At 73.5% G+C, this 16,066-nt stretch carries 17 protein-coding genes; 6 read left to right on the top strand and 11 right to left on the bottom strand.

Features of this window, described 5'->3' with window-relative positions:
- The first annotated feature begins 13 nt into the window (after window positions 1-13).
- Window positions 14-883: a TauD/TfdA dioxygenase family protein gene (locus tag ABT345_RS26755; RefSeq protein WP_345087367.1), complete on the top strand. Its 870-nt coding sequence runs from the start codon at window positions 14-16 to the stop codon at window positions 881-883.
- Between the two features lie 109 nt (window positions 884-992).
- Here ABT345_RS26755 and ABT345_RS26750 read toward each other — a convergent pair whose 3' ends face one another.
- Both ABT345_RS26750 and tatA read right to left on the bottom strand, forming a co-directional pair.
- A complete protein-coding gene (locus ABT345_RS26750; RefSeq protein WP_345087369.1) occupies window positions 993-1,796 on the bottom strand; it encodes a hypothetical protein in 804 nt (267 codons plus the stop codon).
- Window positions 1,797-1,845: 49 nt separating this feature from the next.
- Window positions 1,846-2,289: a Sec-independent protein translocase subunit TatA gene (gene tatA / locus ABT345_RS26745; RefSeq protein WP_345087371.1), complete on the bottom strand. Its 444-nt coding sequence runs from the start codon at window positions 2,287-2,289 to the stop codon at window positions 1,846-1,848.
- Window positions 2,290-2,426: 137 nt separating this feature from the next.
- On the opposite strand from tatA, the gene ABT345_RS26740 reads away from it, so the two are divergent.
- Window positions 2,427-3,947, top strand: coding sequence for an LCP family protein (locus ABT345_RS26740; protein ID WP_386458791.1), 1,521 nt, complete (start codon window positions 2,427-2,429; stop codon window positions 3,945-3,947).
- Between the two features lie 8 nt (window positions 3,948-3,955).
- Here ABT345_RS26740 and mgtA read toward each other — a convergent pair whose 3' ends face one another.
- The 7 genes from mgtA to ABT345_RS26705 form a co-directional block, all read right to left on the bottom strand.
- Window positions 3,956-6,688 carry a magnesium-translocating P-type ATPase gene (mgtA, locus tag ABT345_RS26735; RefSeq protein WP_417832955.1) on the bottom strand — a complete coding sequence of 911 codons (2,733 nt, stop codon included), beginning with the start codon at window positions 6,686-6,688 and terminating at the stop codon, window positions 3,956-3,958.
- The gene (locus tag ABT345_RS26730) at window positions 6,600-6,989 is read right to left on the bottom strand and encodes an ArsR/SmtB family transcription factor (protein ID WP_502965935.1); all 390 of its coding nucleotides are present in this window, start codon (window positions 6,987-6,989) and stop codon (window positions 6,600-6,602) included. The genes mgtA and ABT345_RS26730 overlap by 89 nt, the downstream gene beginning before the upstream one ends.
- A 92-nt stretch (window positions 6,990-7,081) precedes the next feature.
- Window positions 7,082-8,149, bottom strand: a complete 1,068-nt coding sequence (pqqE, locus tag ABT345_RS26725) for a pyrroloquinoline quinone biosynthesis protein PqqE (RefSeq protein WP_345087373.1) — start codon at window positions 8,147-8,149, stop codon at window positions 7,082-7,084.
- Entirely contained in the window at window positions 8,137-8,376 is a 240-nt protein-coding gene (gene pqqD, locus ABT345_RS26720) for a pyrroloquinoline quinone biosynthesis peptide chaperone PqqD (protein ID WP_345087375.1), read from the bottom strand. Before pqqD ends, pqqE begins: the two co-directional genes overlap by 13 nt.
- Window positions 8,373-9,047 carry a pyrroloquinoline-quinone synthase PqqC gene (gene pqqC / locus ABT345_RS26715; protein WP_345087377.1) on the bottom strand — a complete coding sequence of 225 codons (675 nt, stop codon included), beginning with the start codon at window positions 9,045-9,047 and terminating at the stop codon, window positions 8,373-8,375. The genes pqqD and pqqC overlap by 4 nt, the downstream gene beginning before the upstream one ends.
- A 90-nt stretch (window positions 9,048-9,137) precedes the next feature.
- Window positions 9,138-9,299 (bottom strand): pyrroloquinoline quinone precursor peptide PqqA, encoded by a 162-nt coding sequence (locus tag ABT345_RS26710; RefSeq protein ID WP_345087379.1) that lies wholly within the window; start codon window positions 9,297-9,299, stop codon window positions 9,138-9,140.
- Between the two features lie 26 nt (window positions 9,300-9,325).
- A complete protein-coding gene (locus tag ABT345_RS26705; RefSeq protein ID WP_345087381.1) occupies window positions 9,326-10,747 on the bottom strand; it encodes a glucose/sorbosone family PQQ-dependent dehydrogenase in 1,422 nt (473 codons plus the stop codon).
- Window positions 10,748-11,218: 471 nt separating this feature from the next.
- Between ABT345_RS26705 and ABT345_RS26700 the strand changes: the two genes are divergently transcribed.
- Window positions 11,219-11,698 carry a DUF779 domain-containing protein gene (locus tag ABT345_RS26700; RefSeq protein WP_345087383.1) on the top strand — a complete coding sequence of 160 codons (480 nt, stop codon included), beginning with the start codon at window positions 11,219-11,221 and terminating at the stop codon, window positions 11,696-11,698.
- Window positions 11,699-11,760: 62 nt separating this feature from the next.
- Here the strand turns inward: ABT345_RS26700 and ABT345_RS26695 are convergent, their stop codons facing one another.
- A complete protein-coding gene (locus ABT345_RS26695; RefSeq protein WP_345088135.1) occupies window positions 11,761-12,708 on the bottom strand; it encodes a hypothetical protein in 948 nt (315 codons plus the stop codon).
- Between the two features lie 161 nt (window positions 12,709-12,869).
- Complete coding sequence (locus ABT345_RS26690) at window positions 12,870-13,388, bottom strand: lytic polysaccharide monooxygenase auxiliary activity family 9 protein (protein WP_345087385.1); 519 nt, start codon at window positions 13,386-13,388, stop codon at window positions 12,870-12,872.
- Between the two features lie 350 nt (window positions 13,389-13,738).
- On the opposite strand from ABT345_RS26690, the gene ABT345_RS26685 reads away from it, so the two are divergent.
- From ABT345_RS26685 to ABT345_RS26675, 3 genes are all read left to right on the top strand, one after another.
- On the top strand, window positions 13,739-14,083 hold the full coding sequence (locus ABT345_RS26685) for a WXG100 family type VII secretion target (protein ID WP_345087387.1): 345 nt from the start codon (window positions 13,739-13,741) through the stop codon (window positions 14,081-14,083).
- Between the two features lie 24 nt (window positions 14,084-14,107).
- On the top strand, window positions 14,108-14,428 hold the full coding sequence (locus ABT345_RS26680) for a WXG100 family type VII secretion target (RefSeq protein WP_345087389.1): 321 nt from the start codon (window positions 14,108-14,110) through the stop codon (window positions 14,426-14,428).
- A 71-nt stretch (window positions 14,429-14,499) separates the two neighbouring features.
- A complete protein-coding gene (locus ABT345_RS26675) occupies window positions 14,500-15,876 on the top strand; it encodes an EsaB/YukD family protein (protein ID WP_345087391.1) in 1,377 nt (458 codons plus the stop codon).
- Window positions 15,877-16,066 lie beyond the last annotated feature (190 nt).

Here is a 16,066-nt window from a genome sequence, read left to right as displayed (position 1 = left end):
GAAGGAAGCAGATATGGAGCAGTACGAACTCGACGCCATCGAGCGTCTCGTCACCCGGCCCGCCAGGGACTACCGGACCATCGAGGTCGCTCCGCTCACCCAGGTGATCGGCGCGGAGGTGTCCGGGGTCGATCTGAGCAAGGAGCTCCCGGACGACCAGCTCGCCGAGATCAAGACGGCGTTCCTCGACCACCATGTCCTGGTGCTGCGGGACCAGGACATCAGCCGCGAGGACCACTCACGGTTCGCCTCGCACTTCGGCACGCTGCGGCCGGTGAACCCGCCGCCGCCCGAGGGCGACCCGCACATCCTGGAGATCGTCACCACGCCCGGGGCGGAGGACGTGGCGGGCAACGCCTGGCACGCGGACGGCACCGCGGACGCCGAGCCCTCGCTCGGGTCGATGCTGCACATCCTGCGGACCCCGGAGGGCACCGGCGGCGACACCCTCTTCGCCAACATGCACCTGGCGTACGACCTGCTCTCCCCGACGATGCGCGCCCTCCTCGACGGGCTGACCTCGATCCACGACGGCCGCCTCGCGTTCGGCGACCGGCCCATCCCCAAGGGCCACATCACCGCGCGCAACGAGCACCCGGTGGTGGTCCGCCACCCGGAGACCGACCGCAAGCTCCTGTACGTCAACCCGATCTACACCCAGCGGATCCCGCAGCTGTCGGCGCAGGAGAGCCGGGCGCTGCTGGAGATGCTCTACCAGTCGGTGTCGGGGCGTCCGCTGCTCCAGTGCCGGGTGCGCTGGGAGCCCAACACGCTGGTGTTCTGGGACAACCGCTGTGTGCAGCACCATGTGTCGTACGACTACTACCCGCTCGCCCGCTACGGGCGCCGGATCGCGATCAACGGCGGTCCGCTGAAGGGCTGAGGCGCGCGACGCCGTCGGGGGTGTCCTTCCGCGCGTCGTCGCGCCGCCGCGATGAGCGGGAAGACACCCCCGGGGCGGGGCCGGTTCCGCGGCGCCGCCCCGGCGGGGCTCAGCGCTCCGCGGCGCCGCCCGGCCCGGTGAAGTCCGGGCTGGCGAAGTCCGGGCTCGCGAAGTCGGGGCTCGCGAAGTCCGGACTGGCGAAATCGGGGCTGGCGAAATCGGGCGCGCTGAAGCCGGGGCCCGTGCGGGCCGGCCGCTCCTCGCCCGGCGCCGGACGCGCGTGCGTCCCCTTCGCGGGCTCCCCCGCGGCCCCGCCGAGCCGGGCCCGCAGGAACGGCAGCAGACCGCGTTCGACCAGGGCGTCCTGGTATGCCGTCAGGGCCCGCGCCACCTCGGCGTCGGCGGCGGAACGGCCGCCCGCCGAGGGGCGGTTGCGGGCCGCGGCCACCAGCATCCACAGCAGGCCGCAGAGCGTCGCCACCGCCGCGACCCCGGTCGCGATCTCCCCCGCGACGATCAGCTCGTCGGCGAACTGCCCGCGCAGCCCGACGCCGCGCAGCAGGAATCCGAGCAGCAGGAAGATCGCCGCGGCCACCGCCGCCAGCCCCGGTACGAGCACGCCGAGCGCGGGCAGCACCCCGCCGGTGGCCCCGGACGACGGGCGGACCGCCGGACGGGCCGGGCGCGGCGCGGGGCGGGCGGCGGCGAGGCTGCGGTAGGTGCGGTACTCCTGCTCGGCGGCGGCGGTGATGGCGGCGACCGAGCGCAGCGCATCGGCGCGCAGCTGCTCCGCGTCGGGGTCGCCGTCCGCGCGGCGCAGCGCCTCGGCGATCTCGTGGGTGGCCAGGGCGCGGTCCAGGAGCTGCGGGAAGTCCGCCTCGTCGGGCGGCCGGAACGTTTCGGTCGTCGTCACATCAACCCCCGTGGTCGGTGCGGTCGGAAGGGTGGTGCGGGCGCGCTCGTCAGCCACCGCCGGTCCCCCGGTCGGTGACGGGCACGGCGGCCGGCGCGGAGCCGCCGGACGCGGCGGGGCGGGTGGTGCCCGTCGTGGGCAGGGGGTGCGCGGCGGGTGCGGCCGGGCCGCCGGACGCGGGGGTCGGGGCGGCCGGTTCCGGCGCGGGCGGGGCCGAAGGCGCCGGTGCGGTGGTCGCCGCGGGCGCCGGGGCCGGGCCGCTGGTGGCACCGGGGGTGTGGAAGGAGGCGTAGGGGGCGGCGGGCTCCTGCGGGCCGGGCGGCGGCGTGGCCCCGGCGTCGTCGTTCTTCATCGCCTTGGTCTCGCTCTTGAGGATCCGCAGGGATTTGCCCAACGCGCGTGCGGTGTCGGGGAGTTTGCGGGACCCGAAGAGCAGGATCACCACGATCCCCACGATCAGCAGGTGCCAGGGCTCCAGTCCGTTGCGCAGCATCGCCGCCGCCTCTCGGATTGCCGGGTCGCCGGTGGAACAGCACCGGCATTTACTTGCTACATTGCGCAACTATACAACTTTGGGCGGGGGGAACCGCCTCCTCCGCAGGAAAAATCCGGGCAATTGAGGGTGCACACGTGACAGGCAGCCATTCCGCACGCGACGGACGCCGCAACGGGGACAACGCCGCCCGGGGACGGCGCCGGCGCCGGCGCAGCAAGGCCCGGATAGCCGGGGTGACGACCGCGTCCTTCCTGGTCCTGGTGGCCGCCGGAGCCGGCTGGCTCTACCACCGGCTGGACGGCAACATCACGACGTTCGGCGCCGACGGCGTCAGCCGCGACCGCCCCGCCCCGAACACCGGCGGCAGCAACGTCCTGGTCATCGGCTCCGACTCGCGCTCCGGCAACAACAGCGACCTGGGCGGCGGCGAGGGCGACGTGGGCCGCTCCGACACCGCGTTCCTGCTGCACATCTACGGCGACCGCAAGCACGCGCTCGCCGTGTCCGTCCCCCGCGACGCCCTCGTCGACATCCCGCCCTGCCGGCTCCCCGACGGCTCCTGGACCCAGCCGCGCAGCAACGTGATGTTCAACGCGGCGTTCACCGTGGGCGAGACCGCCGACGGCAACCCCGCCTGCACCCAGAACACCGTCGAGAAGCTGACCGGGCTGCGCGTCGACCACACCGTGGTCGTCGACTTCAACGGCTTCGCGAAGATGACCGAGGCGGTCGGCGGCGTCCCGGTCTGTGTACCGCAGGACCTCTACCAGGGCGATCTCAACCCGAACCTCGGCCACCGCGGCAAGCGGATCTTCACCAAGGGCCAGCAGACCGTCGAGGGGCGCAAGGCGCTGGACTACGTACGGCTGCGGCACGGCATCGGCGACGGCTCCGACATCGGCCGCATCAAGCGGCAGCAGGCGTTCGTCTCCGGGCTGATCCGCAAGATCAAGGAGCAGGGCGTCAACCCCACCACGCTGCTGCCGCTCGCCACCGCCGCCACCGAATCCCTCACCGTCGACCCGGAGCTGGGCAGCGCCCAGAAGCTGCTGTCGTTCGCGATGGGGCTCAAGGACATCGACCTGCACAACACCGCGTTCGTCACCGTGCCCTGGCGCTACCAGGGCGCCCGGGTCGCGATCGTGCACCCCGCCGCCGACAACCTGTGGGCGGCCCTGCGCGCCGACCGCACCCTCGACGGGAAGGACGCCGCAGGGGAGGACGGCCCGAAGAAGAAGTCCGGCAAGCCCGCGTCCCAGGAGCCCGTCTCCGGCGCCGGGATCGACGTCACCGTCCTCAACGGCACCCACTCCACCGGACTCGGCGCCCGCGTCGCCGACACGCTGCGCGCCGCCGGCTTCGCCGTCACCGCCACCACCACCGCACCGTCCCAGGACCACACCACCACGCGGATCGCCTACGGCCCGGGCCAGGAGGAGCGGGCCCGCACCACCGCCCGGCTCTTTCCCGGCGCGGAGCTGCACGAGGGGTCCGCGCCCGGCATCACCGTCACCGTGGGCAGCTCGTACACCGAAACGCCCGCGCCCGGCGGCACCGCGTCGGCGCCGCCCGCGGACGACAAGGTGCCGACCGAGGTCGCCGACGACGCCCGCACCGCCGACGACGACGCCTGCGCGAAGCTGTCGTACGGCTGACGGTCCGCTCAGCGGGTGCCCGGCAGGTACCGCCGCCGGGCCGCGGCCAGCGCCGTCCCATACAGCGCGAGGACGGCGGCGAGCAGCGCGTAGTACAGCGGCGGCGGGGCCGCCAGGCCCAGCGCCGGTCCCAGCGGGGAGAGCGGTAGCAGCAGGCCGATGACGGCGAGGGCCGCCGCGGCGCACGGGACCGGGCCCGGGCGGCCCCGCACGGTCAGGTGCCCGGCGCGCAGCAACAGCATCACCAGCGCCTGGGTGAAGAGGTTCTCGGTGAACCACGCGGCGTGGAACACCTCCTCGCCCCCGGCGCCCGCGGTGTGCAGGGCCACCGCGAGGGCGGCGAACGTCGCGACGTCGGCGGCGGCGTTGATCAGCCCGAACACCGTGATGAACCGCAGGAAGGCGCGCGGCCGCAGCGCCGCGGGCCCGCGCAGCACACCGTCGCCCGGCCGGTCCAGCGCGAAGGCGAGCTGGGCGGCGTCGAAGCAGAGGTTCTGCACCAGGACCTGCGCCGGCAGCATCGGCAGGAACGACAGCAGCAGCCCGGCGCCGAGCATCGCGAGGACGTTGCCGAGGTTGGACGAGAGGGTGATGCGCAGATACGCGGCGAGCGAGCCGCTGCTGTACCGGCCGGCGGCGACGGCCCGGCCGATGGCGGTGAGGTCCTTCTCCGCCAGCACCACATCGGCGCCCTCCCGCGCCACCGTCACCGCACCGCGCGGGGTGATGCCGACATCGGCGGCGTGCAGCGCGGGCACGTCGTTGACGCCGTCGCCGAGGAAGCCGGTGACCTGCCCGGCGCCGCGCAGCGCGGCGACGATCCGGGCCTTGTCGGCGGGGGCGCAGCGGGCCACGACGGTGGCGCCGTCGACGGCCGCGGCGAGCGCCGGGCCGTCCAGCTGCGCCAGCGCCCCCGCGGTCAGCACCTCGCCCGGGTCCAGGCCCAGGTCCCGGCAGGCGCGGGCGGCGGTGCCCGGGTGGTCGCCGGTGAGGATCTTGACGCGGACGCCGCGCCGGGCCAGCACGCCGAGCGCATCGGCCGCCGTCGGCGCGAGCGCATCGCGCAGCGCGACGAAGCCGAGGAGGGTCAGCCCCCGCAGATCGCACTCGCGGTACTCCCCGGTGCGGGCGGGGCGGTCCGCGACGGCGACGGCCAGCAGCCGCAGCCCCTCGTCCGTCTCGCGCGCCACCGTGTCGAGCAGCCGCGCCCGTTCCGCGTCGTCCAGTGCGGTGTCGGCCCCGTCGCTGCGCGCGCGGGCGCAGCGGGCCAGCACGTCCTCGGCCGCGCCCTTGACGACGAGGGTGTGGACGCCGAGCGCACCGGGGCGGCGGACGACGGCGGCGGCCAGGCGCCGCACCGGGTCGAAGGGGAGGGCGGCGACGCCGTCGTGGGCGAGCGGATCGGCGCCCGCCTCGTCGGCGGCGGCGAGGACGGCCTCGTCGAGGGTGTCCGGGGCGGGCAGTTCGGCGAGTTCCAGCGTCCAGAAGCTGCCGACGGCGGCCCAGCGCAGCACGCCGGGGTCGGGGCGGCCGCGGGCGTCCACGGAGCGTTCGACCACCGGCCGGTCCTGGGTGAGGGTGCCGGTCTTGTCGAGGCAGAGGACCTGCATCGCGCCGAGGTCGTGGAGGGCGGGCAGCCGTTTGACGATGACGCCGCCGGTGGCGGCGAGCCGCGCGGCGCCGCGCGCCAGCGTCGCGGTGACCACGACCGGCAGCATCTCCGGGGTCAGGCCGACGGCGACGGCCACCGCGAACGGCAGGGTCTCCAGGCCCCGGCCGCGCACCGCCGCGTTCGCCATCAGCACCAGCGGCGGGGTCAGCAGCATGAAGCGGATGAGGGTCCAGGCGATGCCGTGGACGGAGCGGTCGAAGGCGGTCTCGGCGCGCCGCCGCCCCAGCGCACGGTAGGCGGCGGCGAACCGGGTGTCCGCGCCGGTGGCGACGACCAGCCCGGTGCCGCTGCCGGAGGCGACGCTGCTGCCCTGGAAGCACAGGTGCGGCGGATCCGCGTCGCCGACGTCCGGCGGGTCGTCGACGGCGTACTTGGCCACCGGGGTGGACTCGCCGGTCAGCGTCGCCTGGTGGACGGTCAGGCCGCTCGCCCGCAGCAGCCGCAGGTCGGCGGGGACCAGATCGCCCGGCCCCAGCCGCACCACGTCGCCGACGACCAGCTCCTCGACGGGGATCTCCCGCGCCCGGGGCGCGGCGTCGTCGTCCGGGCGCCGCTGCACCGTCGCCGTGGTGGCGACCATCTCGCGCAGCGCCGCCATCGCCCGTCCGGCGTGCGCCTCCCCGGACGAGCGCAGCACACAGCTCACCCCGACGAGCACGGTGATCACACAGGCGGTGCCCCAGGACGCCACGGCCGCCGAGACCAGGCCGAGGCAGAGCAGTACGGCGGTGAACGGGTCGCGCAGGCTGCGCAGGAAGCGGCGCGGCCAGGTGGGGGTGTACCAGGCGGGGACGGTGTTCTCGCCGTCGCGGGCGAGCCGGGTGTCGGCCTCGGCCTCGGTGAGGCCGCGCGGTCCGCTCGCCAGGCGGCGCATCAGCTGGAGCGGGGTGAGGGCGGCGCCGTCCGCGGCGCCCGCCGTCACCTCGGCGGGCGCCTCCCGGGGGCCGGGCAGCCGGCCGGTGCCCGGCGCCGCATCCGTCTCAGCCACCGAAGCGGCGGGCGCGCGGCGCCTGCTGCCCGCCGCGGTCGGCGAGCCGTCCGACGAGGAGCCGGACGACGGCCACCACATCGGGGTCGTCGACGAGGTAGACGACACGGCGGCCCTCGCGGCGCGAGCGGACCAGTCCGGCCAGCTTCAGCTTGGACAGATGCTGGCTGACGGCGGGCAGCGCACCGCCGACGCGTTCGGCGAGCCCGCTGACGTCGCTCTCGCCCTGGGTCAGCGCCCAGACGAGGTGCAGCCGCGGCGGCGAGGCCAGCAGGCCGAACATCCCGGCCGCCTCGGCCAGCACCTCGGCGGACGGATCCGCCCCGCCACCCTCGATGCCCCTTACCACTGCCGTCTCCGTCCCCCTGGGCGTATGCCTCATGTCGAGGGGACAGTCTAAGGCTGCCTGTTCGGTCTTCGCGGGTCAGGAAGCCCCTCGCCGCCCGGTGCCGCACCGGCGCGAGGCGGTCCGGTTCAGCCGCGGGTGAATTCCCGGTGGACGAAGTCGCCGCCGGGCCGGGCGGCGATGTCGGTGATCAGGTGGTGGTCGGGGGAGAGCGCGCACGCGGGGTCCGTGCGTCCCGCGTCCCCGGTGAGCGCGAAGGCCTGGCAGCGGCACCCGCCGAAGTCCGTCTCCTTGCGGGAGCAGGACCGGCAGGGTTCGGGCATCCAGTCGGTGCCCCGGTACGCCTGGAAGGCGGGCGACCGGGACCAGATCCAGTCGAGGGAGTGTTCCCGGACGTTCGGCAGGTCGAGCGGGAGGGCGTAGGCGGCGGGGCACGGCAGGACACGGCCGTCGGGGGCGACGGTCAGGGAGATCGCGCCCCAGCCGCCCATACAGGGTTTCGCGGTGCCGTCGAAGTAGTCGGGGACGACCCAGACCAGTTCGGTGTCGGTCCGCTCCCGCCAGCGTTCGACCACCTCCTGGGCGTGTGCCAGCTGGGCGCGGGTGGGCAGGAGGGCGGCCCGGTTGGCCAGCCCCCACCCGTAGAACTGCGTGTTGGCGAGTTCGATGCGCACCGCGCCCCAGGCGATGCCGAGCCGGATGAGGGCGTCGACGGCGTCGAGGTTGTGGCGGTGCAGGACGACGTTGAGGCCCAGCGGCAGTCCGGCGTCGCGGATCAGGGCGGCGGCGCGCCGCTTCGCGGCGAACGACCGGCGGCCGGCGATCAGTTCGGCGGACGCGGCATCGGCGCCCTGGACCGACAGCTGGACGCTGGGCAGCCCGGCCGCCGTCAGATCGGCCAGTCTGCCGCGGGTCAGGCCGAGGCCGCTGGTGACGAGCTGGGCGTAGATCCCGGCGCGGGAGGCGCCTGCGACGATCTCGGTCAGATCGCGCCGCAGCAGCGGCTCGCCGCCCGAGAGGTGGACGTGCGCGACGCCGAGTTCGCCGGCCTGGGCCAGCACCGTCACCCACTGCTCGGTGGTCAGCTCCTGCGAGGGGCGGGTGAGTTCGGTCGGGTTGGAGCAGTAGGGGCAGCGCAGGGGGCAGCCGTGGGTGAGTTCGGCGAGCATGGCCCAGGGCGGGTTCACCGCAGCCATCCCTGCTCCTTCAGGTCGTGGAGGAAGAGGACGACGTCGTCGGTGCCCTCGTCCGGGAAGGCGGCGGTGATGTCGGGTACGGTCCGGGTGCCGTCGCAGAGTCCGACGATCGCGGCCGCCTCGGTGTTGAGGGCGACGATGCGCTCCGGGACGATCAGCAGCGTGCTCCGGCGCACCGGGCAGTGCCGCAGGCGCGCGTACCGGCTCAGTGCGGGGCGCCAGGTCATGCCGGGGCCCGGTCGACGGCGTCGAGGAGCGTCCACAGCACCTCGCATTTGTACGAGAGCGCCGCGAGGGCGGCCTCCTGGTCGGCGCGGGTGCGGGCCCAGGACAGGACGAGGGCGAGCGCTTCGCCGCTGTCCCGGCGGCCCTGGCCGACGCGGGTGTCGAAGTAGGCGAGGCCCTCGGGTTCGATCCAGGTGTAGTGCTTCTCGAACGCGGCGATCCTGGTGGCCATCAGGTCGGGTGCGAAGAGTTCGGTCAGGGAGGCGGCCACGGCTTCGAGTGCGGTGCCGTGGCGGCAGAGGTTCACATAGCCGTCGACGGCGAGCCGCACGCCGGGCAGCACCTTGTCCCCGGAGAGCAGGTCGGCGCGGTCGAGCCCGGCGGCCTCTCCCAGCCGCAGCCAGCGTTCGATGCCGCCCTCGTCGCCGTCGGTGCCGTCGTGGTCGGTGATGCGGCGGATCCACAGCCGGCGCAGCGCGGGGTCGTCGAGCTTGGCGAGGATCAGGGCGTCCTTCACCGGGATGTGCCGTTGGTAGTGGAACCGGTTGAGGATCCAGCTCCGCAACTCGTCCGGGCCCAGCGTGCCCCGGTGCATGCGGAGGTTGAAGGGATGCCGGTGGTGGTAGCGGCGCTCGGGCACCGCCCTGAGTTCGCTCTCGAAGTCCGTCACCATGCGAGGGCCGTTCCGTCGCGGGGCGCCGCGGGTCTGCCGTACCGGGTACGTGCAGGCGCGCGGCGCCCCTTTTTTTCCCGTTGCCGTGTGCTACCGCTGGGTGAGGTAGTAGGCGGAGACCTCCAAGGACGCCTCCACCACCTGGTAGTCGGGCTTGTGCCAGCGGGTCTCGTCCGTCGGGGTGTCCGGCCGTCCGGCCGGGTGCTCCTGGGGCCGGGGCGCGCTGTCGTGTCGTTCCTCGTGTCGTGCCATGTGCGTCTCACCTCCGTGCGGGGACTTCACCTGTGGTACGGGACCGCGATGATCGCTCCGGGGTTGGCCAGGTGGGTGGTCGGCTTGCCGCCCTCACCGCGGACCATGTGCTGTCCTTCCTTGTCGGTGGTGATGTAGAGCGTCCTGCCGTCCGGGCTGAGGGCCACGTCGCGGTAGCGGTTCTGGGTCCGGTACAGCTCCTTGTAGGACTTGCCGTCCTTCGAGACCTTGAAGACGGTGCCGTTCTTCATGGAGGTGACGAGGACGTCACCGCCGGCCACCTTGAGGGAGCCGGGGGCCATGGTCGGCCAGCACATGTACGCGGAGTTCGCGTCGGGGCAGACCTTCGTGGTGCCGAAGTGGTGGCCGTTGCCGCGCGTGGTGCCGTAGGTGCCGAGCGGGGCGACCATGGCCTTGGTGAAGGACGACTCCTTCGTCGTCGGCACCTCGGGGGGCGGCGAGTTCGGGTCGGGGTTGAAGGTGAGCTTCGCGCAACCGCCCTTGGCCTTGGACCAGTTGGAGTAGACGTACGACTTGTCGTCCTTCCACCCGGCGACGTGGGGCCAGCCGTAGTTGCCGCCCTTCTCGATGCGGTTGAACTCGTCGTCGGTGACCGGGCCGTTCTCGGCGGTGTAGAGCGTGGTGCCGCTGAAGTCCATCCCGTCGGGGTTGCGCATGCCGTAGGCGTAGATGTGGCTGCGCGCGCCGCCGATCTTCGGGTTGTCCGAGGGGACGGAGCCGTCGAGGTTGATGCGGAGGATCTTGCCCTGGTAGAGCGACCAGTCCTTCTTGGCGACCTGGCCGGCGGTCGGCAGGTCCTGCGCGTGGTTGGGCTTGCAGAAGTCGGTGAGGTAGTTGTGCCCCTGGTCACCGATCGCGTAGTAGAGCTTGCCGTCCGGCCCGTACCGCAGCCGGGCGGACTGGTGCTGGTGGTTCCCCGGCAGGCCCGTCAGGATCTCCTGCTCGCCGGAGAGTTTCCCGTCCTTCGCCGTGTAGCGGACGATCTTCGTGGCCGATGCGCCGCCCTGTTTGTAGGTGTAGGCGAGGTAGACGTGGTCGTGGCCCTTGCCCTTGCCCTTGCCCTTGCCGAAGTCGGGGTGGAGCGCGAAGCCCAGCACACCGTCCTGCCCGTCCTCCTTGGTGTGGAAGGCCTTCCCGGAGAGGTCGAGGGCGGTGCTCTTCGCCCCCGTCCTCGGGTCGACCCGGGTCACCTTGAGTCCGGACTTCTCGGTGACCCACAGTTTTCCGTCGGGGGCGTAGGCGATCTCGAACGGGTCTCCCAACCCGCTCGCCACCACCTTCACCTTCGTCTGCGCGGCCGGGCCGGCCGCGGCGTCGACCGCCGGTGCGGCGCCACCGCCGACGGCGGCCGGTCCCCCGCTGCCGGAGCAGGAGGAGACGAGTGCCACGGCGGGGATCAGGGCCAGTGCGGCCGGAAGCTTTCTCATGGTGCCTCCCACCCGTCGTCGGCGGACGGGTGTCGTGGTCCCGAGCGGGCGGAATCGGCGACGGTGCCCGGCGCCGGCCTCGCGGCGGGAGGCCTGGCGGCGGATGCACCCGGGTGCGGCGAAGGATGCGGGCGGCGGAGTGCGTGCCCGTCCCGCCGTCATGCGAAACCGTATGACGGCACCACCGGGTGCGCACCCCGGCGCCCGGGGCGGGGCGGCTTCCGCGGCAGGTTCCGCTGAACGGCCGCACTCGGCGTGCGGCGCCGTGCCGCGTGGTGCCGGCCGGAGGGTGCCGCGTATTCCGGCGGGCCCTCCCGACGAGGGCGCTCGCGGTACGCGGGACGCCGTCCCGGCGGGGGCCGGCGGGCGCCGGGGCGGTGGGTGGTGCAACGTCGGTGCAACGCGCCGGCGGGTTGGCTGGGGCGCGGGTCCGCGCGGCAGCGGTCCCGGTCACGGACGGGAGGAGCGCGGATGGACGAGGTGGCGAGCGGGGCGGACGGCGTGGCGCGGGTGGCGGTGACGGAGGCGGCCGCCGGGCTGCTGCGGCGGCTGCGGGCGGCGCACGGGCCGTTGATGTTCCACCAGTCCGGCGGCTGCTGCGACGGCAGCGCGCCGATGTGCTTCCCCGCCGGGGAGTTCCGCACCGGCGGGTCGGATGTGCTGCTGGAGCGGTTGACGGTGGCGGGGGTGGCGGAGCCGGTGGAGTTCTGGATGGCCGCCGACCAGTTCGCCCGCTGGCGGCACACCCGGCTGATCGTGGACGTCGTGCCGGGCCGGGGCAGCGGCTTCTCGCTGGAGGCGCCGGAGGGGGTGCGGTTCCTGATCCGCTCGCGGCTGCTGGAGGCGGCGCGGGAGCGGGAGGGCGGCGCGGACGCGGGCCGGGCGGGGCCCGGGTGCGGACATGGCGAGACCCCGCGCACGGGGGATGACGCGGGGCCTCACTCGGGATAACGGCGCAGGGGCCCTTCGGGTTCCCCTTCCGCGGAAAAAATGCCGCACGATTTTTTCGGCGGTCACGCCTCGTCGTCGACCAGCCGCTCCAGCATGTGCTGGAAATCGCCGTCCACGACCACCCGCAGCCCCGCCCCGTCCGGCTCGCTGAGCGGTGTCATCACGCCCCGGCGCCACCAGAACACCTGCGGGCTGATCGCGCCCGCGGCGTCCTGGTACCCGGCGGCGGCGAACTCGGCCATCGCCTGGAGCGCCGGGATGACCTGGGCGTCGTGGATGCGGTGGAAGCCCAGCTGGTGGCGGAAGGGCAGCGCGACCAGCGCGCCGTCGGCGGTGAGCGGGGCGCCCATGACCCGCTCGACCAGTTCGCCGAGGACCAGGACCCGGCTGGCGGTGAAGAACGAGTCGCCGAAGAGGACGTCGAAGGAGGCGCCGTCGGGGCGGCGCACCGTCTCGTGGCCCTCGACCGGCAGCGCGCGCAGATTGTTCATGGCGCGGATCCGCAGCTCGGCGATGTCCCCGACGTCCCGCAGGGAGTCCTCGCCGAGCATCTGCACCGCGTCGGGCAGATCGAGCGCCAGCACCTCCCGCAGCCCCTCGGCGGGCTCGCGGCCGTAGCGGAACGCGTCGGAGGCGGGCAGCGTCTCCTCCGCGACGACGCGGGGGTAGAGGCAGGCGCGGATCTCGTCGGTGGAGAGGATCTCCAGCGGCTGCGGGCCGTCCATGGTGCGCAGGACCTTGCCGACGTGGTCGCGGATCAGGCCGGGCCAGCTGCGTTCGCCGCGGCGGTCGCGGTGGCAGACGGCGGCGAGGTTGCCGAGGCCGAACCGGCGGCCGCCGGAGTCGGTGACGACGCCCGCGTAGACCGTGACCTCCAGCCCCTGTTCGGCGAAGGCCTGGCGGACCTGGGAGCGGAAGACGCCGCCCTCTCTGTCCGAGAAGAAGGAGAACTCCCCGTCGCGTGGCAGGTCACGGGGATCCCGCTTCGGTCCTCGGCGGAACAGGCCCATCTCGTCCTCCCGGCGACGGCCACGTACAACGGCCACGAAAGGCCGATCGTAACGGGTGTGCCGGGACGCCGTTCACCGCGTTCGCCCGGTGGTGCGCGCCCGCGGTGCCCGGACGGGCGGACCGGGTGCGGCTCCGGCCGTCCGGGCGGGGCGGGATGCGCTCAGCCGCCGATGTTGACGTCGATGCAGGCGTAGAAGGCGTTCTCGGTGTCGGCGATGTTCCAGACCGCGAGGACCTTCTGCTTGCCGGAGATGCCGCCGAAGTCGACCTGGTGGGTGACGGTGGCGCCGGGTATGGCGCCGTGGTCGTTGAACTCGGCGACCTTCTTGGCGCCCACGAAGTACTGCCAGGTGCTGGTGGCGTGGCGGGCCTCCAGCTGCCAGCTGAAGCTGGTGGTGCTGGGGACGGGGGTGACCTTCCAGCCCTTGGAGTCGTCGTCGAGGTCGGCCCACCGCTCGTCGCCGCCGCTGCAGCTGGTCAGGCCCTTCGGGCCCTCGACGCTCTGCGGCTCCCACTTGATGGGTCCGCACTTGACGGTGCCGGCCGCGCACTGGGCCTGGCGGCTGGGCGGGTTGGAGATGTAGCCGTGGGCGCTGGCGGAGCCGGCCGGGACGGTGACGACCAGCAGCGGGGCGATGGCCGCACCGACGGTCACGGCCAGCCTGCGTTTCCTGTTCATGGCATACCTTTCGCGGAGGAGGCCACCGCGGAAGACATCGGGACGCGGCGCCGCCTGGCACCCACGCCCCCCGGGCAGCCTCGGAGTGGGGGTGGTGGAACGCGAAGGTGGTGCACGGCGAGACGGGCGGCCGCCGGCGCCGGTGCGGACACCGGATGCACGGCCCCGACCCGCTCACCAATTGGTCTGGACTTTACCTGTTGTCCGCGCACGGTCAAGGGGGCGGGACGGTTCCGTGGTGCGGGCGGGACATCTGAACAGGGGACTGTTCCGACGCGTGAGGCCACTGCGAAAGTGGCCGCGGAACAGCCAACTGCCGGGCGGGATCCGGCACGCGAGAGGGCGGGCAGATGGAACAGGGCGGGTACAGCACATCGGGCTTCCAGGTCACTCCGGAGTTGGTCGCCCAGGCCGCCGTCTCGTGTGACAACACCGCGGCGGACGTCGAGACCAAGCTTCAGAACCTCAAGTCGTACGTCATCTCGCTGGAAGAGTCCTGGCAGGGCATCGCCCACAACACCTTCCAGATCTACATGGCCGAGTACGACACGTACGCGCAGATGCTGCACAACGCCCTCACCGACATCGCGTCGGGCCTGCGCGGCAACGAGGTCAACTACCGGGAATCCGAGCAGGACAACCTGAACCGGATCAAAGCCCTCCAGTCCGAGCTGCCCACAGCCCGGCTCAGCTGACCGCCCACCATCCCGAGGAGCGTCGTGGCAGGAATCGAAGGTTCGTCCATCCTGGTCCGCCAGGAACTGGAGAACGCAGGCAGGCACATCAACGACCTGTCGGAGCAGATCGCGGAGGAGCTGCATCAGCTGATCGTCCTGCTCCAGCCGATCGCCGACACCTGGACCGGTGAGGCGAAGGTGTACTACGAGGGCCTGCAGGAGGAGTGGAACATCGCCGCCATGGGCCTGTTCGGGCCGACCGGTGTGCTCGGCCAGATCTCCATGGCGATGAACGTCAACTGGACGAACTACGCCGAGGCCGAGGGCGCCAACGCCCTCACCTGGAAGAACACCGGAAGGTAACCCGCCTTCCCCGCCGTCCCCCCAACGGCACCGCACAACGCACCTTGCACGAGAGGACCTGACAGCACCCGATGGCCGATGAGCGCTGCCGGATCACGGTCGTGGGCGAACACAGGCAGGTGGACCTCGCGGTCCCGGCCCGTGCTCCCATCGCCGAGTACATCGATGACCTGGCCCGCCTGTGCGAGCTGGAGGAGAACGAGCTGATGCCCGCCGCCTGGTCGCTGGCGACGGGCACGGGCGGGGCCATCGCGCCCGAACGCAGCCTCGCCGACCTCGGCATGGCGGACGGTCAGCTTCTCTACCTGCGCGACGTGGTCGCCGACGAGTTCGACGAGCCCGTCGTGCTGGATGTCGCCGAGCAGGTCTCGGAGGTCTCCGAACAGGCGCTGGACCGGCGCTGGGACGCACGGTCGCGGACCATGACGGTGATGGCCTGCGGGCTGGTGTGGTGGCTGGCCGCGCTGGTGCTGGTCGCCGTGGTGCAGCCGGTCGAGCCCGCGGTCACCGGCACCGCGGCCGCCGCGCTGGGCCTGCTGCTGCCCGGCCTCTCGTGGCTGGCGACGGAGCGGCGCTGGTCGGTGCCGGGCTCGGTGCGGCTGGCGCTGGCGCTGAGCGCGATCCCGTGTCTGACGGTCGCGTCGTGGGCGCTGGTGGCCCAGGAGACCGCGCCGTCCGCCGCGCTCACGGCGAACGGGACGACCGCGCTGTGCCTGGCGGGCGGGGTGCTCGTGGGCGCCGTGCTGGCCGCCGTCGCGTCGATGGGCGTCACCACCACCGCGGTGCTCCTCGGGGCGCTGATCGCCACGGCGGTGACCGCGCTGCTGGCGCTGCTGAAGGCCGACACCGCGCAGTGCGCCGCGGTGGTCTCGGTCATCGCGTTCGGGCTGCTGCTGATCGCGCCGGCGACGGCCGGCCGGGTGGCCGCGTTCGGCTACCGCCGCCAGGGCGGCTCGACGCCGGAGGGCGCGGAGCTGGAGACCGCGGTGCGCACCGCGATGCTGCTGCTGGCGCTGTGGGGCGGGGCGCTGTCGCTGGCGTGCGCCGTCGCGCTGGTGCTGCTCGCCACCGACACCACCTCGCCGTTCACCGCGGCGATCGCCGCCTGCATCGGGTTGGGGCTGCTGCTGCGGGCCGGTGCGGCGAAGGTCGTCGTCGAGGTGGCGCCGGTCGGTGTCGCCGGTGCGATCGGGCTGTTCACGCTGCTGCTGGCCGGGCCCGCGCAGCTGGATCTGCCGGGCTGGTCCGGTCCGGTGGCCGCGCTCGCGGTCGGCGCCGTGCTGGTGCTGTACGGGTTCCGGCGGCTGATGCGGTCCGAACTCCCGTCGATGCGGCGTCCCTTGTGGTTCGGCGGGCTCGGCGCGGTCCTGGGCGCCTTCGCCATCCCGCTCACCGTCGCCGCCTTCGGCGTCTTCGACCAGCTCATGGGCATCGGCCGGAATCTGTGAGCGACGACGTGCGGGCGGCGGGAGCGCGGCCGGGGCCGGCGGCGGACCGCGCGGGTCGACGGCACCGACCGGCGTGGGACGACAGCCAGACGGGCCCGAACTCGAACTCCATGTGGAGAACGCCTTCCACCCCTTCCGCCCGGACTTCGTCGGCCTGCTCTGCCTGCGCAGCGACACCGTCACCCGCGCC

This window comes from Streptomyces sp. NPDC000404, from assembly GCF_040300365.1.
GTDB lineage: Bacteria > Actinomycetota > Actinomycetes > Streptomycetales > Streptomycetaceae > Streptomyces > Streptomyces ramulosus.
This window is presented reverse-complemented; position numbering and strand designations above follow the sequence as displayed.

What these genes read in the sequence shown, in the direction of transcription:
- ABT345_RS26755 (WP_345087367.1), top strand. Translation starts at nt 14, where the DNA reads ATGGAGCAGTACGAACTCGACGCCATCGAGCGTCTCGTCACCCGGCCC.
- tatA (WP_345087371.1), bottom strand. Translation starts at nt 2,289, where the DNA reads ATGCTGCGCAACGGACTGGAGCCCTGGCACCTGCTGATCGTGGGGATC.
- mgtA (WP_417832955.1), bottom strand. Translation starts at nt 6,688, where the DNA reads ATGTGGTGGCCGTCGTCCGGCTCCTCGTCGGACGGCTCGCCGACCGCG.
- ABT345_RS26730 (WP_502965935.1), bottom strand. Translation starts at nt 6,989, where the DNA reads ATGAGGCATACGCCCAGGGGGACGGAGACGGCAGTGGTAAGGGGCATC.
- pqqE (WP_345087373.1), bottom strand. Translation starts at nt 8,149, where the DNA reads ATGGCTGCGGTGAACCCGCCCTGGGCCATGCTCGCCGAACTCACCCAC.
- pqqD (WP_345087375.1), bottom strand. Translation starts at nt 8,376, where the DNA reads ATGACCTGGCGCCCCGCACTGAGCCGGTACGCGCGCCTGCGGCACTGC.
- pqqC (WP_345087377.1), bottom strand. Translation starts at nt 9,047, where the DNA reads ATGGTGACGGACTTCGAGAGCGAACTCAGGGCGGTGCCCGAGCGCCGC.
- ABT345_RS26710 (WP_345087379.1), bottom strand. Translation starts at nt 9,299, where the DNA reads ATGGCACGACACGAGGAACGACACGACAGCGCGCCCCGGCCCCAGGAG.
- ABT345_RS26705 (WP_345087381.1), bottom strand. Translation starts at nt 10,747, where the DNA reads ATGAGAAAGCTTCCGGCCGCACTGGCCCTGATCCCCGCCGTGGCACTC.
- ABT345_RS26700 (WP_345087383.1), top strand. Translation starts at nt 11,219, where the DNA reads ATGGACGAGGTGGCGAGCGGGGCGGACGGCGTGGCGCGGGTGGCGGTG.
- ABT345_RS26695 (WP_345088135.1), bottom strand. Translation starts at nt 12,708, where the DNA reads ATGGGCCTGTTCCGCCGAGGACCGAAGCGGGATCCCCGTGACCTGCCA.
- ABT345_RS26690 (WP_345087385.1), bottom strand. Translation starts at nt 13,388, where the DNA reads ATGAACAGGAAACGCAGGCTGGCCGTGACCGTCGGTGCGGCCATCGCC.
- ABT345_RS26685 (WP_345087387.1), top strand. Translation starts at nt 13,739, where the DNA reads ATGGAACAGGGCGGGTACAGCACATCGGGCTTCCAGGTCACTCCGGAG.
- ABT345_RS26675 (WP_345087391.1), top strand. Translation starts at nt 14,500, where the DNA reads ATGGCCGATGAGCGCTGCCGGATCACGGTCGTGGGCGAACACAGGCAG.